The sequence below is a fragment of the Lagierella sp. genome (assembly GCF_029983815.1).
Classification (GTDB): Bacteria; Bacillota; Clostridia; order Tissierellales; family Peptoniphilaceae; genus Mediannikoviicoccus.
Genome location: NZ_JASBYU010000001.1, coordinates 84,250 through 110,088 on the forward strand (window position 1 = coordinate 84,250; position 25,839 = coordinate 110,088).

Annotated in this window: 24 protein-coding genes; 1 reads left to right on the forward strand and 23 read right to left on the reverse strand. The window is 32.0% G+C overall.

Annotation, left to right across the window (positions count from 1 at the left end; all coding sequences use genetic code 11):
- Positions 1 to 58: 58 nt before the first annotated feature.
- The 20 genes from Q1K37_RS00435 to murJ form a co-directional block, all read right to left on the reverse strand.
- Positions 59 to 901, reverse strand: a complete 843-nt coding sequence (locus Q1K37_RS00435) for a polyprenyl synthetase family protein (RefSeq protein ID WP_300408203.1) — start codon at positions 899 to 901, stop codon at positions 59 to 61.
- Positions 894 to 1,127 (reverse strand): exodeoxyribonuclease VII small subunit, encoded by a 234-nt coding sequence (xseB, locus tag Q1K37_RS00440; protein ID WP_300408206.1) that lies wholly within the window; start codon positions 1,125 to 1,127, stop codon positions 894 to 896. The genes Q1K37_RS00435 and xseB overlap by 8 nt, the downstream gene beginning before the upstream one ends.
- Positions 1,117 to 2,454, reverse strand: coding sequence for an exodeoxyribonuclease VII large subunit (gene xseA / locus Q1K37_RS00445; protein ID WP_300408209.1), 1,338 nt, complete (start codon positions 2,452 to 2,454; stop codon positions 1,117 to 1,119). Before xseA ends, xseB begins: the two co-directional genes overlap by 11 nt.
- On the reverse strand, positions 2,444 to 2,854 hold the full coding sequence (gene nusB, locus Q1K37_RS00450) for a transcription antitermination factor NusB (RefSeq protein WP_300408212.1): 411 nt from the start codon (positions 2,852 to 2,854) through the stop codon (positions 2,444 to 2,446). Before nusB ends, xseA begins: the two co-directional genes overlap by 11 nt.
- Positions 2,855 to 2,992: 138 nt before the next feature.
- Positions 2,993 to 3,331, reverse strand: coding sequence for an Asp23/Gls24 family envelope stress response protein (locus tag Q1K37_RS00455; protein ID WP_300408214.1), 339 nt, complete (start codon positions 3,329 to 3,331; stop codon positions 2,993 to 2,995).
- 59 nt (positions 3,332 to 3,390) lie between these two features.
- Complete coding sequence (ftsY, locus tag Q1K37_RS00460) at positions 3,391 to 4,518, reverse strand: signal recognition particle-docking protein FtsY (RefSeq protein ID WP_300408217.1); 1,128 nt, start codon at positions 4,516 to 4,518, stop codon at positions 3,391 to 3,393.
- Positions 4,519 to 4,526: 8 nt separating this feature from the next.
- Positions 4,527 to 8,042, reverse strand: coding sequence for a chromosome segregation protein SMC (smc, locus tag Q1K37_RS00465; RefSeq protein ID WP_300408220.1), 3,516 nt, complete (start codon positions 8,040 to 8,042; stop codon positions 4,527 to 4,529).
- A 3-nt stretch (positions 8,043 to 8,045) separates the two neighbouring features.
- On the reverse strand, positions 8,046 to 9,110 hold the full coding sequence (locus tag Q1K37_RS00470; RefSeq protein WP_300408222.1) for a radical SAM protein: 1,065 nt from the start codon (positions 9,108 to 9,110) through the stop codon (positions 8,046 to 8,048).
- Entirely contained in the window at positions 9,103 to 9,819 is a 717-nt protein-coding gene (rnc, locus tag Q1K37_RS00475; RefSeq protein WP_300408224.1) for a ribonuclease III, read from the reverse strand. The genes Q1K37_RS00470 and rnc overlap by 8 nt, the downstream gene beginning before the upstream one ends.
- A gap of 2 nt (positions 9,820 to 9,821) precedes the next feature.
- Positions 9,822 to 10,049 carry an acyl carrier protein gene (locus Q1K37_RS00480; RefSeq protein WP_300408226.1) on the reverse strand — a complete coding sequence of 76 codons (228 nt, stop codon included), beginning with the start codon at positions 10,047 to 10,049 and terminating at the stop codon, positions 9,822 to 9,824.
- 10 nt (positions 10,050 to 10,059) lie between these two features.
- Entirely contained in the window at positions 10,060 to 11,040 is a 981-nt protein-coding gene (plsX, locus tag Q1K37_RS00485) for a phosphate acyltransferase PlsX (protein ID WP_300408229.1), read from the reverse strand.
- Positions 11,041 to 11,151: 111 nt separating this feature from the next.
- Entirely contained in the window at positions 11,152 to 11,337 is a 186-nt protein-coding gene (gene rpmF, locus Q1K37_RS00490) for a 50S ribosomal protein L32 (RefSeq protein ID WP_300408232.1), read from the reverse strand.
- A gap of 142 nt (positions 11,338 to 11,479) precedes the next feature.
- On the reverse strand, positions 11,480 to 12,667 hold the full coding sequence (locus Q1K37_RS00495; RefSeq protein WP_300408235.1) for an acetate kinase: 1,188 nt from the start codon (positions 12,665 to 12,667) through the stop codon (positions 11,480 to 11,482).
- Positions 12,668 to 12,760: 93 nt separating this feature from the next.
- Positions 12,761 to 13,348, reverse strand: a complete 588-nt coding sequence (gene plsY / locus Q1K37_RS00500) for a glycerol-3-phosphate 1-O-acyltransferase PlsY (protein ID WP_300408237.1) — start codon at positions 13,346 to 13,348, stop codon at positions 12,761 to 12,763.
- A 2-nt stretch (positions 13,349 to 13,350) separates the two neighbouring features.
- Positions 13,351 to 14,664: a ribosome biogenesis GTPase Der gene (der, locus tag Q1K37_RS00505; RefSeq protein WP_300408240.1), complete on the reverse strand. Its 1,314-nt coding sequence runs from the start codon at positions 14,662 to 14,664 to the stop codon at positions 13,351 to 13,353.
- Positions 14,665 to 14,793: 129 nt separating this feature from the next.
- A complete protein-coding gene (glyA, locus tag Q1K37_RS00510) occupies positions 14,794 to 16,032 on the reverse strand; it encodes a serine hydroxymethyltransferase (RefSeq protein WP_300408243.1) in 1,239 nt (412 codons plus the stop codon).
- An 11-nt stretch (positions 16,033 to 16,043) separates the two neighbouring features.
- A complete protein-coding gene (locus Q1K37_RS00515) occupies positions 16,044 to 16,469 on the reverse strand; it encodes a SoxR reducing system RseC family protein (RefSeq protein WP_300408246.1) in 426 nt (141 codons plus the stop codon).
- Positions 16,470 to 17,186, reverse strand: coding sequence for a tRNA threonylcarbamoyladenosine dehydratase (locus tag Q1K37_RS00520; protein WP_300408249.1), 717 nt, complete (start codon positions 17,184 to 17,186; stop codon positions 16,470 to 16,472).
- Positions 17,176 to 18,957 carry an aspartate--tRNA ligase gene (gene aspS, locus Q1K37_RS00525; protein ID WP_300408252.1) on the reverse strand — a complete coding sequence of 594 codons (1,782 nt, stop codon included), beginning with the start codon at positions 18,955 to 18,957 and terminating at the stop codon, positions 17,176 to 17,178. The genes Q1K37_RS00520 and aspS overlap by 11 nt, the downstream gene beginning before the upstream one ends.
- Before the next feature lie 296 nt (positions 18,958 to 19,253).
- Positions 19,254 to 20,777 carry a murein biosynthesis integral membrane protein MurJ gene (gene murJ / locus Q1K37_RS00530; RefSeq protein ID WP_300408255.1) on the reverse strand — a complete coding sequence of 508 codons (1,524 nt, stop codon included), beginning with the start codon at positions 20,775 to 20,777 and terminating at the stop codon, positions 19,254 to 19,256.
- Positions 20,778 to 20,912: 135 nt separating this feature from the next.
- Here murJ and Q1K37_RS00535 point away from each other — a divergent pair, with 135 nt between their 5' ends.
- Positions 20,913 to 22,259 carry a helix-turn-helix domain-containing protein gene (locus tag Q1K37_RS00535; RefSeq protein WP_300408257.1) on the forward strand — a complete coding sequence of 449 codons (1,347 nt, stop codon included), beginning with the start codon at positions 20,913 to 20,915 and terminating at the stop codon, positions 22,257 to 22,259.
- A 69-nt stretch (positions 22,260 to 22,328) separates the two neighbouring features.
- On the opposite strand, the gene Q1K37_RS00540 is transcribed toward Q1K37_RS00535, so the two are convergent.
- Genes Q1K37_RS00540 through Q1K37_RS00550 form a run of 3 tightly spaced genes read right to left on the reverse strand, consistent with a single transcriptional unit; the run spans position 22,329 to position 25,835 of the window.
- Entirely contained in the window at positions 22,329 to 23,426 is a 1,098-nt protein-coding gene (locus tag Q1K37_RS00540) for a tetratricopeptide repeat protein (protein ID WP_300408260.1), read from the reverse strand.
- Entirely contained in the window at positions 23,419 to 24,138 is a 720-nt protein-coding gene (locus tag Q1K37_RS00545; RefSeq protein ID WP_300408264.1) for a hypothetical protein, read from the reverse strand. The genes Q1K37_RS00540 and Q1K37_RS00545 overlap by 8 nt, the downstream gene beginning before the upstream one ends.
- Positions 24,139 to 24,140: 2 nt before the next feature.
- Complete coding sequence (locus Q1K37_RS00550) at positions 24,141 to 25,835, reverse strand: B12-binding domain-containing radical SAM protein (RefSeq protein ID WP_300408267.1); 1,695 nt, start codon at positions 25,833 to 25,835, stop codon at positions 24,141 to 24,143.
- Between the last annotated feature and the right edge of the window lie 4 nt (positions 25,836 to 25,839).

Consider the following 25,839-nt stretch of genomic DNA (forward strand, 5'->3'; position numbering starts at 1 on the left):
GACAAACTTTATATTCTTCTAGATCAAGCACCCAAGTACTTGAGTGCTTGTCTAAAAACTAAACCTCTCTGTTTACCAACTCATTGGTTAATAGTACTAAAAATTCAGTATCCTTTTTCAAATTACTCAAATTTTCCAATGCTTTATTAGAATGTTCTCTAATTAAATCTTTTATTTTTTCCCTATTATTGACTATGGTAGCATAAGTTAATTTATTAGAACTTAAATCTTCCTCAAAATCCAATAAGTCATCCTTCAATTGAAAAGCTAAACCTAAATGGTATCCAAATTTTTTTGCAAATTCTATTTCTTTTTCATCTGCCCCGGAACATATCGCTCCACATTTACAAGATGATTTTATAAGCCCACAGGTTTTCTTATCGTACATATCGATAAAATCGTCCTTAGTATTCAATTGGTTTTTAATATCCAAAACCTGTCCTAAGATCATTCCATTATATCCAGACTGGGAATATAGGTACTTTGCACTTGAAATGAAATCAGTTTTTTTATCCGCCTTCTCAATGGCCATTAGCACAAGTTCTATACTCTTATTTAAAAGGCCATCTCCTATGAGAATTCCCATATCCTCGCCATACTTAATATGGGTTGTAACCTTTCCCCTCCTAAATTCATCATCATCCATTGCTGGTAGATCATCATGAACAAGAGAATAGTTGTGGATTAATTCTATTCCACAAGCAAAATCAAAAGCCATTTCATCTAATTCTTTAAAAAGCTTATAAAATTCTAAAAATAAAATGGGTCTAAGCCTTTTTCCTCTATTCATTAGAGCATATCTTGATCCTTCTTGTAGAATATTGTCTTTTGAAAAAATTACAGATAACTTATCATTTATCAAACTTCTTCTTGATTCAAATTCTTCTCTAAAATTATTCATCGGCACCTAAAGTATCTGGATTAAAATCAGAGATACCCTCTTCTGTCATCATTCTAATCTTGCCTTCTTCCCGATCAAGTATTTCCATTAGCTTCTTATGGAGTCCTAAAGCTTCTTCATATAAAACCACATTTTCTTCTAATGTTATATTATCTTCCTCTAATTTCTCCAAAATTTCTTCCAATCTTTTTAAACTCTCTTCGTAGTTCGAAAATCTATTTTCCATTTTCAATACTCCTTATTTCACTGGTAGCAGTTCCATCTTCAAAATGCAACTTTACAAGATCGCCTAAGGATAATCCTTTCAGGGATCTAATATATTTATCCTGAGATGAAACTCGAATATAACCTAACTTTTTTATTCTATCATCATCATGACATTGAATTTTTATATAAAAATTCTTAAGTTTAAGCCTTTCCCTTTCTATATTTCCTAATATTTTAATACTTATTATTCTATTTAAATTATTTAACTCATCTCTGATAATCTTAATTCTGTCAGAAGGGTTATGCTTTAACAATTTTATTTCAAATTTCTCTATCCTGTCCTTTTTCCTGGACAAATTTATTAGTGTTTGATGAATAATTCTGTCTTTTAGTCTATTTGTTTCTATTTTCATCTTTCCTATTTTTTCCATAGGACTGTGGAATTTTATCACATTTCCATAATAGTCCAACTTTTTTCTCTCTTCCAGGAAAAAATTATGATAATTTCGTTCGATTGAGACCATCCTATTATTTATATGGTCAATTAAATCCAATAGACTAGGAGTAACCAACTCTCCAGCAGCAGTTGGAGTAGGAGCCCTTAAATCGCTTACAAAATCCGATAACATATTGTCCACTTCATGTCCTACAGCTGATACAATCGCCTTTTTAGACTCAAAAATTCTCATAAGCAGTTCTTCATCATTAAATCCGTTTAAGTCTTCAAAGGATCCACCTCCTCGACCAATGATAATTAAATCTATGTAGTCTGTAGAATCCAATAAATTTAGACCATTAATTAGACTTTTTGGCGCATTTACACCTTGCACTATAGCTGGATAAACATAGATATTAGCTATGGGAAATCTCCTGTGAATAGTGGTTATAATATCCCTGACAGCAGCACCTGTCGGAGATGTGACAACCCCAATGTTTTCAGGCATTGATGGAATCTTTTTTTTATGAATTTGGTCAAAATAACCACCAACCCTCAGTTTTTCCTTCAACTTCTCATATTGCTTAAAGATATCTCCTAAACCAGTATTGACTACTTCCTTTGCCAAAAGCTGATAATAGCCACCTTTATCAAAGGTTATTACACTACCTCTAATGGATACTTTATCTCCATCAGACAAAGTTAAATTCTTTGATAGTTCCATGTTTCTAAACACTACACATTTAATTGTGGCGGTTTCATCTTTTAAGCTAAAGTATATATTTCCACCGGATTTCTTAAAATTAGAGATTTCTCCTAAAACTATAACCTCGTTAAGTAATGGATCTCTAATTAGTAACGCTCCAATATATTTAGTTATCTCAGTAACAGTAAAGGCTTTAGCCTTCATTTTCATCACCTTTTGCTATGGATCCCAATACGCCATTAATAAATTTAAAAGAATCTTCAGATGAATATTTTTTTGCAATTTCAACAGCTTCATTAATAGAAACTCTACTAGGTATATTATCATCGAATAGCAGTTCATTGGTTGCCACTCTTAAAATAGATATGTCAATATTGTAAAGCCTATTAAAGTCCCATCCAATAAGGTTGTCTTCTATCTTCTTATCTATTGTTTCTAAATTTTCAAGGATAGATTTTACCGAAGAGATAATAAAGTCTCTATGTTTTTCATCAATTTCAAAATGTATCAAAAAAGATTCAATATTTTCCAATTTATATTCATTGTTTAAGGTCATTTGGAATATTAATTTTACTATCCATTCCCTTGCTTCTTTTCTACTCAAATTTCCTCCATAATAACCCTAGTACCGTTAAATTGAAATTAGTAACGGCGTAAGGGTAAAATCATTAACAATAATCAAGCACTCAAACAAGTATGAGTGCTCAATTGACTAGTAACCCTTATATTACAAGGGGTAAATTTAATATATACCAACAATACTTGTGTTAACTTGTGCAACATTTAAACCTGTGATATTTTCTACATTTTCCTTTATTTTTGACTGTATGTTTTTAGATACCTCAGGTAATCTTACACCCATCCTCAAAATTACATTAACAGTAATTTTTACAAAGTCTCTTCCTACTTCCACTTCCACAGCTCGTGAAGCACCACGTAAACTGTCATATATATATTCTCCTAAATTGCCTGCTAGTGCCACAACTCCCTCTATTTCCAAAGCAGTTGTGCTTGCAATTTTATTTATTATTTCATTAGACATCTTCACTGTACCATTTTCAAATCTATTTTTATTCAACATAATTAACCCCCATAATTCATTTTAACAAATGTTATAATTCAATGCAATAAAGTAAACTATTAATTAAAAATTGCTTGAATAAATTCAGTTGGTTCAAATTCCATTAGCTGATCGATTTGTTCTCCTACCCCAATATATTTTATTGGAATATTCAATTCCACTTGAAGAGGAAAAACCATACCTCCCTTAGCAGTACCATCTAACTTAGTTATTACAACACCTGTAATATTGGCAACTTCTTTAAATTGTTTTGTTTGAAGTATCGCATTTTGGCCAGTAGTTCCATCTACAACTAGAAGAACCTCTTTTCTAGCTTCAGGATATTCCCTGTCAATAATTCTATGAATCTTTTCTAATTCATTCATTAAATTTTTCTTATTGTGAAGTCTCCCAGCAGTATCACAAATAAGTATATCAGTGTTTTTAGACTTTGCAGAAGCAATTCCATCATACACAACAGAAGCAGGATCAGCACCCTCCTTATGAGAGATAATGTCTACCCCCGCTCTAGTAGACCACTCAGTCAACTGTTCAATGGCAGCAGCTCTAAAGGTATCTGCAGCTACCAAAGTTACGGTCTTACCTTGCTTTTTATACTTTGAAGCCAATTTTCCAATGGATGTGGTCTTACCTACGCCGTTAACTCCTATTACAAGGATTACCAGAGGAGTATCATCAATGTCCACCCTATTATCTAAATTAGTGTCTTTCAGTTTTTTGGTCATAATATCTATAAGCATTTCCTTAACTACTTTAGCATCTTTAACCCTTTTAAGCTTAACTTGATCGGTCAACTCATCCATTATATCCATAGTAGATTCTACGCCTATATCTGCAGATATTAAAATCTCTTCCAGTTCTTCTAATAGATCTTCATCCACTTTTTGATAATTAGCTAAGACTTCATCTATTTTATTAGAAATATTGTCTCTAGTCTTTTGAAGACCTTTAAAGAGTTTGTTGAAAAAACCTTCTTCACTTTCCTTCTCATCCTCTTTAAAGCCCTGAGTATTCTCTTGTATTTCACTATTATTGGAAATTGAAGCTTCAGACTCCATTTTCTTATCAGAAAGTTCATCTTCATCAATTTTTGCATTTTCATTTTCTAAAGATTGATCGATTTTATCTTTCTCATTCGAATCCTTTGTCTTATTTTTTTTGAATTTATTAAAAAAATTTTCTAGCATAAAACCTCCTACTTTAATTTTAGGGAGATCACCTTACTCACTCCCTCTTCCTCCATACTTACCCCATATAATACATCAGCAATCTCCATTGTGGTTTTCCTATGGGATATCATTATAAATTGAGTTGATTTTGTTAAGGATCTTAGATAATTTGTATATCGAGTTATATTTGCCTCATCAAGGGCTGCATCTATTTCATCCAAAATACAAAATGGAGACGGTCTAGTTTCAAAAATAGCAAATAGCAAGGCAACGGCAGTAAGAGCCTTCTCTCCGCCAGATAGTAATGATAGACTTTGAAGCTTCTTTCCTGGTGGTTCCGCTACTATTTCAACTCCTGAAACTAAAGGATCTGAACCTTCGAGTCTAAGTTGTGCATTTCCACCATCAAAAAGAATATTAAAGATCTTTTTAAATCTCTGATTAATATCTTTAAATGAGCTTAGGAAAATTTCCTTCATCTCCTTATCCAAGTTCGAAATAATCTCTTCAATATCCTCCTTGGATTTTAGTAAATCTTTCTTCTGATTTAGAAGAAAATTCAGATCCTCATCAACAATTTTAAACTCTTCAATTGTATCTACGCTAAAATATCCTAAATTCTTTAACTGCCTCTTTAAATCCTTTAACTCTTTTCTAGAAGGATTCTTTACCTCTTTAGTCAATGTAAATCTATCTATACATATCGAGTATTCATCTTTAACTACACGACAGATCCTGTCTAAATCTACTTTTAAATTTTGTAGTTTTTCATAATTTAACTCCAAAGAGTATTCCAACTTATTTACTATATTCTTTAAATCACTTATTTCATCTTTTTTCTTGATGAAGATCTCGAATCTATTTTCATAGTCCAGTTCCAAACATTCAATTTCTTCATGAAATTCATTTAAATTCACTTTAAGCTGCTCTAAGTTATCTTCCAAACTAGATATTTCTTTAGTGCTAGTTTCAATATCAACTTCTAATTTCATCTTTCTTTCAGCATTAGAATTTAATCTAAAAGATAAATCCTTCTCTTGGTCTAAAAGATCCTTAATATTATTAGCTAATATATTTTGATCCCGCTGCATTCCCTCTACTTTTGAAGTAATGGAGGCCTTTTTAATCTCGAATTTATTAACCTCTAACCTCGCTTCTTCCAAAGAGGAATTTAAACTCTTTTCTTGTTGGATTAAACTATTAAGTTTTAGATTTAAATCTTCAAGATCAAAGGAATTTTCATTATCGATAAATTTACCATTAATCGCCTCTAACTTCTTCTCTAATTCTAAGATTAAGGACTCCTTGACCTTTAAGTCGTTTTCATTTAACTGCAATCTCTCATCAATGATCTTTTTCTCATTCAAATTCATTTCCTTATTTTGAATGAGTTCAGACAGTTTTCCCTTAGACTTTTTTAAATCTAAAGTTATTTTATCAATTTGAACCTTTAAAGTCTCTCTATCTTTGTATAAAGATGAAATTTCTGATTCTAATTCTATTATTTTATTGTTCCTGTTGAGGATTTCCGCAGTAAATGACTTTCCTGAATAACCTCCTACTATGGAGCCCCAAGTATTAAATATCTCCCCATCAAGAGTTACAACTCTAAAACCCTTGTAATTCTTAGATACTTCAATAGCATCATTTAAAGTTTCTACAATTAATGTTTTATTTAAAAAGTGATTTATAAGACCTTTATATCTATTATCGACCTTTATAACTTCTGAAGCTATTGATAAAATTCTTTTATCGTCAAATTTGACTAAATTATCCCTTTTATAGATTTTATTTAGTGGAAGAAATGTTAATCTACCAATTTTTTCCTTTTTTAAAAACTCTATCAAATCCTTAGCATCCAGCTCGTCTTCAACCACTATATTTTGTAACGAACCTCCCAAGGAGTTATTGATTGCCACCAGATACTTATCGTCAACTTCAATTAAATCTGCCAGAGTTCCTATAACCTTAGACTTAAGCCCTGTGTTTTTAATCCTATTTAAAAAATTAGAGACCTGTCTATTATATCCTTCATAATTGTCTCTAACATTTGTAAAGAATTTTAGCTCTTTGTTTTTTGTATTGAGATCAACTTCAATCTTTTGGAAATTTTCTCTTAGGATATCTAATTTTTCTTTATTTCCCTCAATTGAATCATTAATTTTAAGTAGGTTTTCCTCTTGTAAATTGAGATTTAGTTGTATTCCCTTTAAAATTTCACTAAAATTATCTTGATCCTTTTTAAGTTCCCCTAGCTGATCTTGTAAACTAAGTTTTTGGCTTTTCATTGAAGAAATATCCTCTTGCCTATTTTCCTCCAATTTTTCTCTAGTCAATCTCTCAACATTAATTCTATTTAGATGGTCTCTTAGTTCTTCTATCTTCTTACTTTTTATTGTCAATTCTTCTTCCACTTTGATTATGTCAGTAGACATTTTATCAATCTCTGATTCCGTATCTGTCAATTCCTGCAAACTCTTCTTTAAATTTTCTTTTAAGTTAACATCTTCTTGGTTGTATTGATTGGATTTTTCTTTTATTTCCCTTATCCTGTCTTTAAAATAATCCTGTTCTGAAGCTAGCCGTTCCACTTCTTTTATATCATTTTTTACTCTTTCCCTAGTCAAAGTTAATTTTAAATTGGAATTTTGTAATTCTTTATCGGATTTATCTGATTCAGATTTCAGATTTTTTATTTTATTTTGTAATTCTTTTAATTCCTCTTCTTCTTTTATAAAATGAGGTTCTTGTTTTGTTATTACAGTTCTATGTTCATCGATTTCATTTTTTAAATCCTTTGTTGCCTGCAGGATTTCCTCATTCTTCAAATTGATATTATCTACATCAATTAGATAATAATGTAAATCTAATAATTTTATATCTCGACTAAGTTCTAAGCCTATTGTCGCTTTCTTAGCCTGTTTAGCTAAATAATCCCTATTTTCCTGTTTTTGGATCAGAACATCTTCAATTCTTCCAAGGTTATTTACAGTCTTTTCAAGTTTCTTAACAGCTTCATCCTTTTTATATTTATATTTTGATATGCCTGAAGCCTCTTCAAAAATATAGCGTCTGTCCTCACTTTTATTTGAAAGGATTTCATCAATTCTACCTTGTCCTATTATTGAATAACCTTCTTTTCCAATTCCGGTATCCATAAAAAGTTCCCTGACATCCTTCAGTCTACATGGCTTTTTATTTATATAATATTCGGATTCTCCCGATCTAAAAACTCTTCTCGATACCACAACTTTCTCATAGTCAATGGGTATCCAATGTTCACTATTGTCAAAATAGAGTGAAACTGAAGCATAATTTAGAGGGGCAATTTTCTCTGTCCCAGAAAAAATAACATCCTCCATTTTATTCCCTCGAAGAGATTTTGCGCTTTGTTCTCCTAAAACCCAGCGAATACCATCGGAAATATTGGATTTTCCACTGCCATTAGGACCAACAATAGCACAAATAGGTGTATTAAATTGTAAATTTACTCTATCTTTAAAAGATTTAAAACCTCTTAATTCTACTGATTCTAACTTCAAATCTTACCTCAACCGCTCTATATAATTCCTTAAAAAAACATCAAAATCCAGTTCTTTATTTAAATTATCTGACTCAACGTATATTTTTTTATTTTCACTTGATTTAAATTTTAAACTTGGGATTTTGAACTTTTTAATTAAATTTTCTCTATTTGCTCCTTTATTTCCCACAAGATAATTTATTTGACTATCATTAACATAAATAGTAACAGCTTTTTTATAAAAATCCTGCAACTCCTGTAACATGAAATCCCTATAAAGGCTTTGTAATACCAATTGTCTAATTGAAGGATGAAAAGGTCCTGCTATTACATCCTTACCTAAAGTTATGTTGTCCGTAGGCTGTAAACCAATTCTAATAATTTCTATCTCAGAAGAATAATACATGCAAAACAGAATTTTTGTAACCTTTATGGTCTCCTCCAATGAATAGGGTTCATAATTTCCACTATTGTAAAGATCTTCTAAAAAGCTGTCTCTGATTACCAAAGTTGGATAAATTCTTACAAAGTCAGGTTCTAATTTTAAAAATTCATCAGTTGTATATATATCCCTTTCCTTATTGGATTTGTAAAGTCCCAGCATCTGCTGTAATCCTAAATCAAATCCTCTTGTCTTTATTAAGCTTGCAGAAGTCTTTACAATTTCAGAAAGATGGTTTCGTCTATTTGCAATTAAAACTTCATCAACCATGGACTGTACTCCCAGTTCTATGGTCTTGACGCCATACTTTTCTAAAGTACTTAATATTTCGTTATCAATATAGTCGGGACGAGTTGATAGCCTTAAAGAATCTACCTTTCCTTCGTCGATATATGATTTTCCTATCTTTAAAAATTCTTCCATTACATCCTTAGGAAGACCTGTAAAACTTCCACCATAAAAAGCAATTTGGGTTGTCTTTTCCCTATTGGAGAAATAGCTTAAATATTCTTCTATCGACTTTCTAGTCTCATCAAAATCTTTAATATAATCCTGATTTGTAATCTTTCTTTGATTACAAAATATACAATCGTTGGGACAACCATAATGAGGTACAAAAACTGGTACTATATTTATCTTACTCAAAATCTATTCCCAACTTTATAATTGTATTTTTTGCAGCATCCTGTTCTGCCTGTTTTTTGTTTTTCCCAACACCTTGTTCTAAAGCTCTATTGCCAGAATATGCAGTTACATAAAAAGTCTTGTCATGATCTGGGCCTGTAGAAGAATCCAGCTTATAAGTAAGCTTTTCCTTTTTCTCCCTTTGAATGTAATTTTGTAAAATAGATTTATAATTTTGGCTAGAAGTTTCTAGATATTTCATAAAAAGTCCTATATGTTTCTCAGTAATTAGTCTATACACAACCTCATATGAAGAATCTAAATATATCGATGCCATAAGTGCCTCAAAAGTATCGGAAAGAGTGGAGGCCCTATTTCTACCACCGGATTTTGCCTCTCCTTTTCCAAGTATAAGCAATTGACCTAATTTAAAATGATCAGCCACATAGTTAAAACTATCTTCACAGGTGACCATGCTTTTAAGTTTAGTCAATTTTCCTTCATCCTTATCCCTATGTTTTTTAAAAAAGTATTCTGCAAAGACAGCGCCTAAAATTGCGTCACCTAAAAATTCTAATCTTTCATTAGACTTGTAATCGTCGCTTTTAGACTCGTTAACCTTTGAGATATGGTGAAAGGCGAAATCCAATAATTCAATATTTTTGAATGTATATCCTATTCGCCCTTCTAGTTCATTTAGTTCTTTGATCCGCTCTTGCTTTAATTTCAATATTAACCTCTTTTTATTTCTTCTATGTTACTTACAATATCCCATACAGTAATTATTCTGTCCAATTGGGAGTCATCTATTTCTATATCAAATTCATCTTCTAAAGCCATAACAAGCTCTATCAATCCAATAGAATCCGCTCCCAAATCTTCTCGTATAACTGTCGACATTGTAACATTTTCTACTCCATATTGTTCTTTTATTATTTCTGCAACTTTATCAAAAATCATACCTATCTCCTTATAAATTTTTCTCTATTTTCTTTATAACATCTTTTTCAACAAATTGAATTAATTTGTCAATTCCCTTTTCTATTGCTCTGGCATTTGAACTTCCATGGGCCTTAAAGACAGCCTTTTTAACACCTAGTAACGGAGCTGCTCCAACCTCATTATAGTCCAAAGAATTTTTTAAGCTATATAGGGCTGGTTTCATCAATAAGGCACCTAATTTATTCCTAAAGGAAGAATTTATGCTATCTTTTAATATATCTGTAAGTAGTATGGCAGTTCCCTCAATGGATTTTAATAGCACATTTCCAGAAAAACCATCGGAAACTATTACATCGACATCCCCTGTCAATGCATCTCTTCCTTCAATATTACCAATAAAATTAAGGTCCATTTCCTTTAAAAGCCCAAAGGTCTCTTTACGTAGAGAATCTCCTTTATTGTCCTCTGCCCCCACAGATAGTAATCCTATTCTAGGATTTTTATTTCCTAGTACTTCTTTTGAATATACATTACCCATTATGGCAAATTGGCATAACAATTCTTTACTACAATCCATATTTGCACCTGCATCAACCAATAGGACATATCCAGTTTTAGAAGGCATTACAACCGTTAAAGCACCACGGGAAATCTTATCTAGTCTTTTAGTGATTAAAGTTGCCCCAGCCAATAAAGCTCCAGTACTTCCACAGGACATAAAACCGTCATATTCTTCTTCGTTTAATTTTTTAAAACCAAGATGCATAGAAGAATTCTTTCTTCTACGAATGGCCAGTGCAGGTTCTTCATCATTTGAAATGAATTCTGCTGTATCAATTATAGATATCCTTTTAGAATCTTTAAATTCTGTTTTTACCTTATTAATATCCTCTTCTACACCTATAAAGGTTATTTCGAGTTTTGGATGATTTTCTAAAGCCTTTAAACCACCCTCTACAACTACCTCATATCCTTTGTCAGCACCAAGAGTGTCCAATAAAATTTTCATATAACACCTCACTTCATTTTACCATAGATATAGATCAATTAATATTTTTGTGATAAAGTTCCCTAAGATTAGGATATTAAAAGAGGGACCCATTCAGGTCCCGTCTAAATATTATTCTGCTTCTACTGATAAAATTTCTTCGCCGTCATAATATCCACAACTTCTACAAACTCTATGTGGTAATTTAGGCTCATGGCAATTTGGGCATTCAGTTATAGTTACTCTTGGTAATCTATAAGATGATGCTCTTCTTTTATCTCTCCTAGTCTTGGAAGTTTTTCTCTTTGGTACTGCCATTATTCCACCTCCCTTAATACTTAAATCTTATAAATTTTTACTTAAGTTATGGGAGGGTTATAGTCCCATAAACTAAAATTTCGTTATGATTTCTAATTATCTAACATTGGTATTATACAGATTAATATAGTCCTTGTCAATACTACTTAGTTAATTCTAATGTATCTCTTGCTATCATCAATTCTTCATTTGTAGGAACAATAAAGATTTTTATTTTTGAATCATCTGTAGAAATACAAGCTTCTTTTCTAACCTTATTCTTTTCTTCATCAAGAATGATTCCAAAGTTTTCTAAATCCTTTAAAATCGCAGCTCTAGTGGTAATGCCATTTTCACCAATTCCTCCAGCGAAACATAGTGCATCTACATCGCCAAGCTCAAGCAGATATGCTCCCAAGAACTTTCTAACCCTGTTGTGGAACATGTCAAGGGCTAAAGTAGCTCTTTCATTTCCTTCATTACTTGCTTGTTCTAAGTCTCTAAAGTCTGAACTAAGGCCAGAAATTCCATAAACTCCAGATTTTTTATTTAAAAATTGATTCATTTCATCTGGTGAAAGACCTTCTTCGTTTTGGATAAAGTTTAGAACAGTAGGATCTAAGTCTCCAGATCTAGTTCCCATAATAAGACCTTCTAAAGGCGTAAGTCCCATAGTTGTATTTAAACACTTACCATTCTTCACAGCTGCTAAAGATGAACCATTACCTAGGTGTAAAGTAACAATATTGATGTCATCTTGGTCCTTTCCAAGTAATTCAGCTGCTCTTCTTGTAATATATTTGTGACTTGTACCGTGGAAACCAAATTTTCTTAATCTATATTTTTCATAGTATTCATAAGGTATTCCATACATATAATTGTAAGCTGGCATAGTCATGTGGAAAGCTGTATCAAATACGGCAACATTTGGCTTTCCAGGAAGAATTTCTTCGCAAGCTTCAATTCCCATTAAGTTTGCCGGATTATGTAAAGGTCCGAACTTAATATATTCTTTTATAACTTCTTTTACATGACTATCTATTATAGTTGAATCTACACAACCTTCACCGCCATGTAGTACTCTGTGACCAATAGCATTGATTTCGTCAACGCTCTTAATAGCACCCTTCTCAGGATCAGTTAAAAATTCGAATACAAAAGTTAAAGCCTCTTTGTGAGTAGGCATTGCAGCTTCCTTAGATAATTTTTTATCCTCAACTTCTTGAGAGATCTTTGATCCTTCAATACCTATTCTTTCTACTAAACCCTTTGCAATAACAGATTCATCTTCCATATCAAATAGTTGATACTTTAATGATGAACTACCGCAATTTACTACTAATATTTTCATATGCCCTCCTGAATTTTCTTTTATTCGAAGCAATCTAGCACTTAATAAAAAGTGCATGATTGCCGATTTCCTAAACAATTATAACATATATAGCTATTTTTTGCCTAACTTTGCCTCTTCTCCCTTCAATAGTCTGGAAATATTTTGTCGATGTCTATAAATCGCTATTGTGGCCAGGGACAATAAGAGTATTCCAATATATTGATTTTCCTTTAGAATATTGATTATTCCAAGTATCACTCCCACAACAGCCCCTCCGATAGAGCCCAGGGAAACAAACTTTGTAAGTAGTACAAGTATGAAGAATACACATACTAATATAAAAGCGTATATTGGATTAAATGCCATAAAAACCCCAAAGGATGTGGCAATGCCCTTTCCTCCTTTAAATCCAAAAAATATAGGCCAATTGTGACCAAGCACTGCCCCTAAACCTGCTAGGAGTACCCCCTCATTTCCGAATAATCTATATCCTATGAAAGTAGGTAAAAATCCCTTTAAAAAGTCCAATAAAAAGGTGATAAAGGCTACTTTCTTTCCAAATGTCCTATAAATATTTGTGGTCCCAGCATTTCCCGATCCAAAATCCCTTATGTCCTTTTTATAAAAAACTCTACTGATTACAACAGCCCAAGAGATACTTCCTACAAGATAGGAAATTAAAAATAATATTATCTTCATAATTAGCCCCTTGGTTTCAACTCGAACTGGATTGGCACTCCTTCAAATCTATAATATTCCCTTATCTGGTTTTCCAAATAACGCAAATATGAAAAGTGCATCAATTCCTTTTTATTGATATGGAATACTATTTTTGGAGGTCTTGTTGAAACTTGACTTACATAAAAAATCTTCAATCTCTCTCCCTTATCTGTAGGCGGAGCACTGTGCAAAACAGCTTCATTTATAATTTCATTAAGGGTTCCAGTACTTATTCTCATGGAATAGCTCTCATTTACAGCTTCAATAACTTGAAATAGTCGATGAACTCGTAGATTGTTTTTTACAGACATGAAGATAATAGGCACATAGGTAATAAAACCTAACTTATTTCTAATACTTATCTCAAACTGTCTCTGACTGCCCGTATCCTTTTTGACCAAATCCCATTTATTTACAACTATTATCATAGCCTTCCCATTGTCATGGGCATATCCTATAATCTTAGAGTCCTGCTCTGTAACGCCATGTTCTCCGTCTATCATAAGGACACAGATATCCGAATTGTCTATTGCGCTTAGAGTTCTTATAACACTGTATCTTTCAACATCTTCCTCAATGGACCTCTTTCGTCTAAGACCAGCAGTATCCACTAGGACATAGTCCTTTCCATTATGTCTAAAGTTTGAATCAATGGAGTCCCTCGTAGTACCTGCAATATTTGTCACAATCATCCTATCTTCACCAAGTAATCTATTTACCAGTGAAGACTTTCCTACATTTGGTTTACCTATAATTGCAACCCTTGTAATATCATCGTCAAGATCATCATCAGTAATAGGCGTAAAATTCTTAACAACTTCATCTAGTAGGTCGCCAATACCCATGGATCCCTCTGCGCTAATAGGTAAAACAGTAGGAATTCCAAGTTCATAGAACTCATAGACTAAATCAAAGTTCTTTTTACTATCAATTTTATTAACTACTAGAATAACCTCTTTCTTCGATTTTCTTAAGATATTTGCAATATCCCTATCTTCATTGGTTATTCCCATTCTTCCATCTACAACAAATAAAATTACCTCCGCAGTTTCGATGGCAAGATTTACCTGGTTTATAATCTCCTTTGAAAAGATATTGTCCTTTCCAATTTCCATACCACCGGTATCCACAAGAGTAAAATGTCTATTTTGCCATTCTGCATCTTGATATAATCTATCTCTGGTAACACCAGGATCGTCTTGAGTAATAGCAACTCTCTTTCTTACTATTCTATTAAATAAAGTGGATTTTCCAACATTTGGTTTTCCAACCACTGCAACTATTGGCTTTTTCATTGTCTCACCTCTTTTTTCATTCAATACTATTTTAACATCTTTCTATTTAATATGAAATATCAAGGCCTTCCAATAGTTTTTCATTCCTAAGTAAAACCCCTAAGACTTGCGCCTTAGGGGTTTAAAATATTAATATAATGGATATTCCTTTGCCAATGCTAGAACATCTTGTTTTATTTCTTCTGGTGATCTTTCTTTTTTCAAAGCTTCAATCATTAAATTACCAATTCTCTTGAAAGCATCTTCCTTCATTCCTCTTGTTGTACAAGCAGGAGTACCAACTCTTATTCCAGAAGTTACAAATGGAGATTCTGGATCATTAGGTATAGTGTTTTTATTTGTAGTGATATTAACTTCTTCTAAAAGCTTTTCAGCTTCCTTACCAGTTAAGTTCAATCCTCTAACATCAAGTAAAAGTAAGTGGTTGTCAGTACCTCCAGATACCAATCTAATTCCACCTTCTTTTAAAGTTTCTCCCAATGCTTGAGCATTTTTTAATACTTGATTGATATAATCTTTGAAATCATCTTGTAAAGCTTCCTTGAAACAAACTGCCTTAGCAGCTATTACATGCTCTAAAGGACCACCTTGTAAGCCAGGGAACACAGCCTTATCAATTTGCTTAGCATATTGCTCTTTACACAAAATTGCGCCACCACGAGGACCTCTAAGTGTCTTATGAGTAGTAGTAGTAACAAAGTCTGCATAAGGTATTGGGCTTGGGTGAACTCCAGCTGCAACTAAACCAGCAATATGGGCCATATCAACCATTAAATAAGCTCCTACCTCATCGGCAATCTCTCTAAACTTTTTAAAGTCAATTATTCTAGGATATGCACTTGCTCCTGCTACTATAAGTTTTGGTTTATGCTCTAAAGCCTTTTCTCTAACTTCGTCATAGTCTATTACCTCTGTTTCGGAATTTACACCATAGTCCACAAAGTTGAAATATAGTCCAGATATATTTACAGGTGAACCATGAGTTAAATGTCCTCCTTCAGAAAGGTTCATACCAAGAACAGTATCCCCAGGTTTTAAGCATGATAGGTATACAGCTAGGTTTGCGTTTGCCCCTGAATGTGGTTGAACATTTGCATGATCCGCTTGGAAAAGTTCACAAAGCCTATCTCTAGCAAGGTTTTCTCCCACATCTACAAATTCACATCCACCGTAGTATCGTTTACCTGGATAGCCTTCTGCATATTTGTTGTTTAAAGTCGTGCCAAGGGTTTCCATTACCGCTTCAGAAATAAAGTTTTCAGAAGCTATTAATTCCAAATGTTCCCTTTGTCTATTTGTCTCATCGACAACGACTTGATGGATCTCATTATCAAAATCCTTTAAATTTGGTAGTTCTCTTAAGCTCATCTTAATTCCTCCTAATTCAGTTTTTTTATTGTCAGAATATTATTAGTATTCTTACTAACTTTTTTATCGATTCCTTTTAAAATAAACAAGGATAATCCTAAAAATACTAAACCAGTTAATAAACTTATAAACTCATAGTTATTCATATTATATTTCTCAAGTACCATTGTAGCACAAACAACCCCTAGAATAAACCCAATGATAGGGATGATGTAAACAATTGCAGAATACTTTAAAACAGTGGAATTTTTCATGGTTAATTCTACTCTATCTCCCTTATTTAAAGTACCATCATCCTTTACATTTAAAATCAAGGGCTTGTCTTCTCCAGAGCAACCTGCACAACTTTCGCATTTTCCTCCACAAGCACTCTCTCTTATAACGAGGATATCCAATTTATTACCATCTTTATTTATTACAAGACCGCTCTTCTTCATTTAATCCTTCCTAACTTTAATTAAATCCCTTATAACCTCCCCGGCTATGGCCAATCCAGCAGCCGGTGGAACAAAGCTAATACTAGATGGAGAAATTTTTTTCGTCTCTTCATCTACATATCTATCTCCCGAAGGTTTTTCCTTAGACCATACGACCTTTAGACTTTTAACACCTAAGTTCTTAAGTTCCCTTCTCATAACCCTTGCTACAGGACACATTTCTGTCTTATATATATCGGAGATCATAAATCCCGTTGGATCCAATTTATTACCTGCTCCCATGGCAGAGATAAGTCTTAGATTATTATCATAGGAAAACTTAGCTAGTGCTATTTTCCCTTTTAAAAAATCGATACAGTCTACAATATAATCATATTCCACTAAGTCAAAAAACTCAACATTTTCTTCGGTTAACTTTTCTTTATAAACCTTGACTTTACATTCAGGATTTATATCTAAAAGTCTCTCTCTCATAACTTCGACCTTCGGTCTTCCCACAGTACTGGTCGTTGCAATTATCTGTCTATTGATATTGGTTACATCAACATTGTCATAATCTACAATTGTAATATTAAAAATACCTGCCCTGACCAATGCTTCAGCACATATTCCACCAACACCTCCAAGCCCAAAAACTATTATTTTGGACTTGGATAATTTTTCTATAGCTTCTTCACCAATTAACAGGGCAGTTCTTTGAGTAAAATTATTCTTCATGTTTTAGTAAATCTATATGAATTTCTTCAAGTTGTTCTTTATCCACATTCGCTGGAGCGCCGGTTAATAAATCCGTAGCAGATTGAGTCTTTGGAAATGCGATGACATCTTTAATATTATCGGTTTCACATATTTGCATCACCAATCTATCAATTCCATAAGCAATTCCACCATGTGGCGGAGTTCCATATTTTAATGCATCCACAAAGAAACCAAATTTAGCCTCTATCTCTTCTTCTGTAAGTTTCAAAGCTTTAAATATTCTCTCTTGAATCGAAGAATTGTTTATCCTGATTGAACCTCCAGCTGCCTCTTCACCATTTATTACTAAGTCATATGCCTTGGATTTCATTTTTTCAGGTTCTGTTTCTAAAAGGTCCAAGTCCTCTTCCTTAGGCATTGTAAAAGGATGGTGCTTAGATACCATTCTTCCTTCTTCCTCTGAATATTCAAACATAGGAAAATCAACTACCCATAGCATCTTAAACTCTTTTGGATTTAAAAGTCCAAGTTCTGAAGCGATATGTCTCCTTAAAGCTCCTAAAGAATCGTATACCACCTCATCCTTATCAGCTACAATAAGTATTAGTCCATTATCAGTTACTTCAAACTTCTTCAGTATCTTATCCAATTCATTTTCTGATAGGAATTTAGCAATTGGAGAGTTTACTTCTCCCTCACTAACCTTTATCCATGCAAGTCCCTTTGCCTTGTAATTTTTAACAAATTCACCTAAAGCATCTATTTTTTTTCTAGAGTACTCTGCTTGGTATTTTCCTATATTGATACCCCTTACAGAATGACCTTCAGAAACATTGTTTGAAAAGACTTTAAATTCACTATCCTTTACGATATCTGAAATGTTTTTAAGCTCAAAACCAAACCTTAAATCCGGTTTATCAGAACCAAATCTTTCCATAGCTTCATCGTAGGTAAGTCTTTTTAAAGGAAGTTCAATATCCACTCCCTTTAGTTCCTTGAATAGTTTTTTAACCATATTTTCATTTATAGTCATAACATCATCTTCGTCAACAAAGGACATCTCAATATCCATTTGAGTAAATTCCGGTTGTCTGTTGGCTCTTAAATCCTCATCTCTAAAACACCTTGCAAGTTGATAATATCTATCCATTCCAGCAACCATTAAAAGTTGTTTCATCAATTGGGGACTTTGCGGTAAAGCGTAGAATTTATTAGGATTAACTCTAGAAGGAATTAAATAATCCCTTGCACCTTCAGGAGTTGGCTTTCCAAGATAAGGAGTTTCCACTTCTATAAAGCCTTCATCATTTAAGTATTCTCGCATTAGGGAAACTACTTTAGCCCTCTTTATCAGATTTTTTTGAATTGAATCCTTTCTTAAATCCAAAAATCTATACTTTAATCTCATCTCCTCAGAAACATTATCATCGCTCTTAATGTAAATAGGAGGAGTTTGAGCAGAGTCTAATATTCTAAACTCCCTACATAAAATCTCTATGTCTCCAGTTGGAATATTAGGGTTTTTAGATTCCCTTTCTCTTACAATTCCTTTAGCAGCAACTACAAATTCCGTTCTTACAGTTTTTGCCTTGTCAAAGTAGTCCTTACAGTCTTCGTCATTTACTACTACTTGGACAATTCCTGCTCTATCTCTAATATCCATAAAGATAATATGACCTAAGTTTCTTTCCTTGGCAACCCAACCCATGACTATAACTTCTTTACCTATAAAATCCTTTGTAATTTCCCCACACATTGTGGTCCTTTTAAAATTTTTAATATTATCCATTTCTACTCCTAACAAATTTATTTACTGAACTATACATAGTTAAACACTGAACAAAGTGTTTAAACAATAAAAAAACCCGTCTCAAAGGGACGAGTCAACTCGCGGTACCACCCTAATTAGGCAAACCTCACTTTAAATCTATAACGCAATTACCAAAGCTCCTAGGTGTCATCAAAAGTAAAGATAAATAGGTTTCACCAAGCCCCATCTCTCTGAATATCTTTAACTTTATCCTTCCTAGTCATCGCTAATATTTACTTACATACATTATAATTTGTTTGTCAATAAAGGTCAAATTAACGTTTTTTAAACTTTCTCTTTATCTGATTTACCAAATTATAAGCTTCTTTAACCCTTAACAAAAATATTAAAACCACATATACCATCGCAGCTAAAATAATCGCTAAAAACATGCTCTTATTCGCTCCTAAAGAGCTATAAAATTTATTATTTACAAAATAGGCAACTCCTCCCATTACTATGGAAGCAATGGTAATTTTGAAGGTTTCTACCATCAAAATATTAACTTTGCTAAACTCGCCTATCTTCTTCTTAAGATTAAAATATAGCAATATAGCACCAAAATAAGCAGCAACTGTAGTCCCTAAAGCTAAACCTGTCAGTCCTAAAAATCTAGAGCTCACCACAGAAACTACTATATTCATCGCAATCATAAACATAGTATTTTTTGTAGGAGTTTTTGTATCCTTCAAACTATAATAGGACTTAAAGAGGATATCTCTTAAAGCTATGGCAACCAGTCCTGCAGAATAGATCATCAAGACCGGAGCTGTCAACAAGGTGTCTTCCCTTGTAAAATTTCCCCCTTCATATATAAACCTTACAATTGGCTCAGCTAATACTATAAGACCTACCATTGCAGGAATTACTAAAATAAACATGGATGTAAATGTATCTATAATAGAATCCTTGAAATCCCCTATTCTCTTTTGGCCTGCAAACTTACTTAATATTGGATACATTACCGTACTTACCGAAATAATTACAATCCCATTTACAAGCTCGCTTAATCGAGAGGCATATTCCATTACATTTATACCTCTTTCACCCATAATCAAGGTAGCTAAGTTTTTGTCAACAATAACATTTAATTGATTGACAGATACACCGATTATTACAGGGATAGCCATAATGAGCATACCTCTTATTTCAGGTTCTTTTGTATCGAATACTTTAGTCCATTTAAAACCCTTTTTAATAACTGCAGGTATATATGGCAAAAATTGAACTGTAGAAGCCACAGCTATCCCAACAGCTAAAAAGTACACATTGATAAACTTTCCTAAATAAAGACCTAAAATGATAAAGACATTTAAAATGAACCCTTGAAGAGCTGTCACAATAAACTCTCCATGACAATTTAAATAACCTCTATACACGGTTGCAATAGAGATGGGAACAAGAGAAACTAATGATATCCTTAAAAAGTTAGTTGTAAGCTCCCTTGCCGTATCATTTAATTTAAATGCAAATACATAGGTCAATTGTTTTGCAAAAATTTGACATAAAACCATCAACACAATTGTTATGACAGTCGTTATATTACAAAGATTACTTGTGAATCTATCGGCTACTTCTAATCCACGATTTTCTTCAAGTCTTTTATATGTTGGAATAAATCCAGTTGTGATCCCTACGGCTATAAAACTGAATACAACCACGGGAATGGACATTGCTAAGTTAAAAGCTGCCGCTTCTGCTCCCGTACCAAAAAGTCTTGAAAGTGTAGCAATACGTACAGCCCCTAAAATTTTAGAAAGCACTGTAAGTATCATTAAAATAATAGATATACCCTTCATATTTCTCCTCTCTCTTCAATAGCTATATAACTTTATCACAAACCTGGATTTCAATCAATATTCTTATTACACTTTAAGAAATTCCTGGTATTTGATATACTAAAATGTAGTAAATATAGGGAATAAGGTGAAAAAATGCTATTAAATCAACTGACTCACATTGACGAACTAAAAATCATAGACAGTAATATACTTAAGAATGAAGATATATATTTAACTTCAACCAGCAATTTGGTAAATAATAATGTACTTTCAATAATTGAGGAAGAAGAAATAATTAAACTCAATCCAAAAGAGGGTAATTTTTTTGTTCTAAATTCCACGGGCAAATTCAATAGCCTTGAAAAAATAAATGTTTTATTCTCTTCCATTGAAAGTCAAGTAGAAGCTTTGAAAACCCTACAGAACATTTTAACAAATAATTTTAAATTTACAGAAAAAATTTATACAGTAATATCACAGGATTTAGGTCTGGAAAAGCTATTGACCACTATAGGAGATCAGTTTAAGGACAAGGTGTGCCTTCTTGATAGCAACAAAAAATTATTATACAACCCCTATGATTTCAATAAAGTAAGTCAGCTTTTCCCATTAAAATATATTTCAGCAACCTCTTCGAGACTATTTGCTTACCTAGCCTTTGAAAATAATCATGATGAAGAAAAAAACATAATAGATTATTTGAATTCAATTATTTCAAATTATGTATATAGAGAAATGAAAAAATTACAAACTTCCTATGATAGTTTTTATGACAGCCTGAAAGGTCTATTAAATAAGGATTTTTCTGACGAAGATTTCGAATTACTTAAAAACTTAAACTGGGATATAAACGATTACTACGAAGCATATTTTATAAAACTAGAAGGTGGTCTGTTTAAATATAGAGAGATGTTTGTCCATGGAAATAGGTTTATCTTAGACAATCCACAATATCTATTCTCAGTTTTAAACAAAAATCACTTGATTATTATAATAAATAAGACAAAGCTAAATAAAGAGAAAATCCATGAAGAAATTTTAGATTTTATAAGAAAATACAAACTAGATTACTATAGTCACAATTTGAAAAATAATTTGCTCGATTTAAATAAAGCCTATTCATTGGCAAAATATATCTTTGAAAACGAAGTTGGATTACAGTCCAACGGACAAAACAATCTTCATAAGTTATTTTATTCAAGAATTGGAAACTTGGATTTTTTAAATATATTGATTCCTGATGAATTAGGACCTTTACTAGAGCATGATTTAGAAAAGAATTCAGAATTTCTACAAACTTTGTACCTGTATTTATTAGAAGAACGATCTTTAATAAAAGTAGCTGAGATAATGGACATCCACCGAAATTCCGTGGTATATAGGATAAATAGGATTTCAGAACTTGTAGATATAGACTTTGAGGATTTAAAAGTAAGATATAATCTATTGATTGGTTTAGAAATCCTAAAGGAACTATATCCAAAGCTAATCACCTTATAAAACAATTCTTAAATAAGAAGGCACCCATCTTGAAAATGATAAAATCATTTCACTATGGGTGCCTTTTCTCTATTTATCCAAAGTCTTAATCTTTTCCAATAATATCATTGCATTATTAAAAAGCTCTTCAGAAATATCATAATAGCTAACTACATTTTCTAAATCTTCCTTAGCTTTATCCACTAAACCAAGATTCAGGTAGATTACTGCCCTATTAAATAATAGTGGTGCATTTTCACCTATGGAATCTAGTGCAATATTAATAATTCCTAAGGACTCCATAACCAACCCAACTTGAGCTAGTACAAAACTATAGTCTATAAAGAAACTTGGATCCTTTAAATCTTGATGTTCCTTATGGGTGTCTTCAAAAATGTTAAGTGCTCTTTGAGTATTTCCTAGATTATAATGGGCCATTGCCAGATATTGATTTTTCTTGTAATTAATTGTATCAATATTTTCTAAAATATTTACAACTTCTTTATATTCTCCCCTTTGTAGGAGATTAAAAGCCTTTTGAATTCCTGAATCAGTTACAACCTCATGCAAAAGAGGTGCAATTTTATCTCTAAGTTCAGCTTCATATGAATTTCCACTGGAAAGTTCCAGTGCCTTTCTTAAATAGTATTCAGCTTTCATCGGATTTTGTTCAATCATTTCTATTGTTCCAAAGAGTATATAATTATATGGATACCCTGGATATTTTCTTATATTTTCATTCAAAACCTTTTTTGACTCTTCTAAAAATAAAGCATCTAAACTATTGTCAAAATAGTCCTTTAAGGCTGAAGCATATGCAAAATCTGAGGCTTCAGATGAAAAATTTTCATGGATAAATTTAAAGAAGATAAGTGCATTTTCATGGTTGAATTCCACTTCTTCCATCGCTAAAGTCATCAAATATCCTTCTGGGTTATCTATACTTTCCTTAAGAAAATTTAAATACTCTTTTTTGTATAGAAAATCCTCATCCACTCCACATATATATAACATTCCTCTAATGAAGTAGTCCATATCTATCTCTTCTGTGAAAGTATCATTTTTTAATTCTTCCATAAAATCAGATTTTATTATGGGAAGAGGGAAATTGTATATTCCCTTATCCTTTAACTCCAAAAAGTAAATATTTTTTGTTTTGTCATTAAAAAAATCCCTTATATTATTCATTATTAAAATTCCTCATAAACTCTCTTTTCCTTCTAGAGGACCCATTTAGTTCATCAAATAAAACCCCTCTATATATCATGTAAATTCCCGCAAGTAATACTATTAAAACACTTACTAAAATTCCCTTTATATCCTTCAAATTTAAAATTGCCAATAGATTTTGACCTCTCATCACATAGTAAAAAATTAAAGATATAATTATATTTGAAAGTCCCCAATTAACTAAATTGTTTTTAAAAAAATCTACACTATAAACAATTGAGTTGAATCCGTCATATTCTTCTAAATAAATAGTCTCTGGCAATGCATTAAAGACCAGCAGTGAAATCAAATATATGATTCTATACAAATTACCATTTACCGTTCTCAATAGGAAATTAACCAAGTACAAAATAAATCCTATTTGTAGTATTTTTATGGCAAACTGACTAAAGTCATAATTTTGATACAGGGTTTTACTTTTACTATCCTTAACAGCTCTATATAAAATTGACATAAGAAATCCAATTATAAAAACTCGTAAAATGTAGATAAGTAAACCCGAAAAATATCCACCACCTTTAACTATTCCAAAAAGTATATTAGATAAAATATTAGTGGATATTATGCCAGCAATAATTATTGCCGATACTATAATTATATATCGTGGATTCTTAAAAGTTCTCTTTAATGCCTTCTGTTGAATATGAAAAAAATCTTTAAAAATATCCATTATTACCTCCAATATCCCGTTAAGTTATAATATACCCCATCCCTAATTCTATACAACAGTACCAAATCTTCCTTAACGATACTTTTAGAGCAGATATTATAATTGTATTTTATAAAAATGTATTCCTTAACTAACTTTTTTGCGGGAACATCCTCTATTTCGATTAGTTTTAATACTTCTTCATCTTTCAACATATCGTGTTGAATTGAATTTTCTACTCTTTGAGGCTTTAGAAAAAATGGTATCCTTCCATTTGTAATGACATAATCATGAATGAGTAATTCACATAGTAAATCCAAATCCGAAAAATCTCTCTTAATAAAAAAGTCTTTTAAAATAGAGTACAAACTGTCCCTGGAATGATTCACTAAAAAATGTCCACTATTATCCCAGTAATTCGCCAAGTCCAAGAAGAAAGAGTAATAGTCAGGATATTTATTTTCAAAGAGGTAGTTCAATGTATTAGAAAAATAACCCTCATTGTAGTATTTATCCAGGATTACTTCAATCTTTTTTACTTCCTGAAGTTCCATATACGAAATCCATTTCGTAGAAATTACTTCAAAGGGCGCCTTGGGATCGAATTTGATTTCAAATTCCTTGGTCTTTTCATAAATCGGAGAACCCTTTAAAACTTTTAAAAAGCCCAATTGTAATTTATCCGGTTTAATAGAGATTATATCGTTAAAAGATTTTCTCAAACTCTTTAAATCTTCATAGGGAAGGCCTGCTATTAGATCTAGATGAAGGTGAATATTGCCAAAGGACATAATCTCTTTACAAACCTTTTTTATCATATCAAAATCTCCTACTCTTTTAATAGCTTTGCAAGTAGAAAGATTTGTAGACTGTACTCCTACCTCAAACTGAAATAAGTCCTTCCTAGCCTTTTTAAAGAGATTTAAATAATCCATATCGATAAGTTGAGGATGTATTTCTAAGTGGAAAGTGGTTAATCCATTATCGTTTTCTAAGATAAAACTAAGTATTTTCAAACTTCTTTCCTTATTAAAATTAAAAGTCCTATCTATAAATTTAACCAAGGGAACATTCTCGTCCAAGAACAATTTTATGTCCTCTAAACATTTGTCCAAGGGATAAAATCTCACCCTTCCCGTGGAAGAGGATAGACAAAATTCACAATTATATGGACATCCTCTGGAGGTTTCATAATAGACGATTTTCTTGTCCTTAATGTATTCAGGAGTATATTCTATTAGTGAATTTTCCAAGTTTACCTGTTGATAAATATCATTTCCTACAACCTCTTCACCATTTAAAGTCACCACTCCTGAAGGAAGTTTTTCTGATTCGTTACTGATATAGTCTAAAAGCTTTAAAAAAGACTCCTCTCCCTCTCCTGACATAATAAAGTCAATATGTGGATGTTTCTTTATCAAATCCTTAGAATTAAAGGATACTTCCGGACCACCAAGTAAAATTATCAGGTCTTCATCTATTAACTTCAATTTCTCTACGATTTCTAAAGTCTTCTCAACATTCCAAATATATGTGGAAAAACCTACAATATCGTATCTTCCTCTTATGATCTGATATATGATATCATCACTGTTTTGATTTATCGTAAAATCAATACAGTCACAATTGTATTTTGGATACACAGAGTCCTTTAAATATCGAATAGCAATATTACTATGGATATACTTTGTATTCATAGATGTAAGTAAAATTTTCATGATT

Coding starts and splice junctions, on each gene's coding strand:
- Q1K37_RS00435 (WP_300408203.1), bottom strand. CDS start 901: ATGAATAATTTTAGAGAAGAATTTGAATCAAGAAGAAGTTTGATAAAT.
- xseB (WP_300408206.1), bottom strand. CDS start 1,127: ATGGAAAATAGATTTTCGAACTACGAAGAGAGTTTAAAAAGATTGGAA.
- xseA (WP_300408209.1), bottom strand. CDS start 2,454: ATGAAGGCTAAAGCCTTTACTGTTACTGAGATAACTAAATATATTGGA.
- Q1K37_RS00455 (WP_300408214.1), bottom strand. CDS start 3,331: ATGTTGAATAAAAATAGATTTGAAAATGGTACAGTGAAGATGTCTAAT.
- ftsY (WP_300408217.1), bottom strand. CDS start 4,518: ATGCTAGAAAATTTTTTTAATAAATTCAAAAAAAATAAGACAAAGGAT.
- Q1K37_RS00480 (WP_300408226.1), bottom strand. CDS start 10,049: ATGATTTTTGATAAAGTTGCAGAAATAATAAAAGAACAATATGGAGTA.
- plsX (WP_300408229.1), bottom strand. CDS start 11,040: ATGAAAATTTTATTGGACACTCTTGGTGCTGACAAAGGATATGAGGTA.
- rpmF (WP_300408232.1), bottom strand. CDS start 11,337: ATGGCAGTACCAAAGAGAAAAACTTCCAAGACTAGGAGAGATAAAAGA.
- Q1K37_RS00495 (WP_300408235.1), bottom strand. CDS start 12,667: ATGAAAATATTAGTAGTAAATTGCGGTAGTTCATCATTAAAGTATCAA.
- plsY (WP_300408237.1), bottom strand. CDS start 13,348: ATGAAGATAATATTATTTTTAATTTCCTATCTTGTAGGAAGTATCTCT.
- der (WP_300408240.1), bottom strand. CDS start 14,664: ATGAAAAAGCCAATAGTTGCAGTGGTTGGAAAACCAAATGTTGGAAAA.
- glyA (WP_300408243.1), bottom strand. CDS start 16,032: ATGAGCTTAAGAGAACTACCAAATTTAAAGGATTTTGATAATGAGATC.
- Q1K37_RS00515 (WP_300408246.1), bottom strand. CDS start 16,469: ATGAAGAAGAGCGGTCTTGTAATAAATAAAGATGGTAATAAATTGGAT.
- Q1K37_RS00520 (WP_300408249.1), bottom strand. CDS start 17,186: ATGAAGAATAATTTTACTCAAAGAACTGCCCTGTTAATTGGTGAAGAA.
- aspS (WP_300408252.1), bottom strand. CDS start 18,957: ATGGATAATATTAAAAATTTTAAAAGGACCACAATGTGTGGGGAAATT.
- murJ (WP_300408255.1), bottom strand. CDS start 20,777: ATGAAGGGTATATCTATTATTTTAATGATACTTACAGTGCTTTCTAAA.
- Q1K37_RS00535 (WP_300408257.1), top strand. CDS start 20,913: ATGCTATTAAATCAACTGACTCACATTGACGAACTAAAAATCATAGAC.
- Q1K37_RS00540 (WP_300408260.1), bottom strand. CDS start 23,426: ATGAATAATATAAGGGATTTTTTTAATGACAAAACAAAAAATATTTAC.
- Q1K37_RS00545 (WP_300408264.1), bottom strand. CDS start 24,138: ATGGATATTTTTAAAGATTTTTTTCATATTCAACAGAAGGCATTAAAG.
- Q1K37_RS00550 (WP_300408267.1), bottom strand. CDS start 25,835: ATGAAAATTTTACTTACATCTATGAATACAAAGTATATCCATAGTAAT.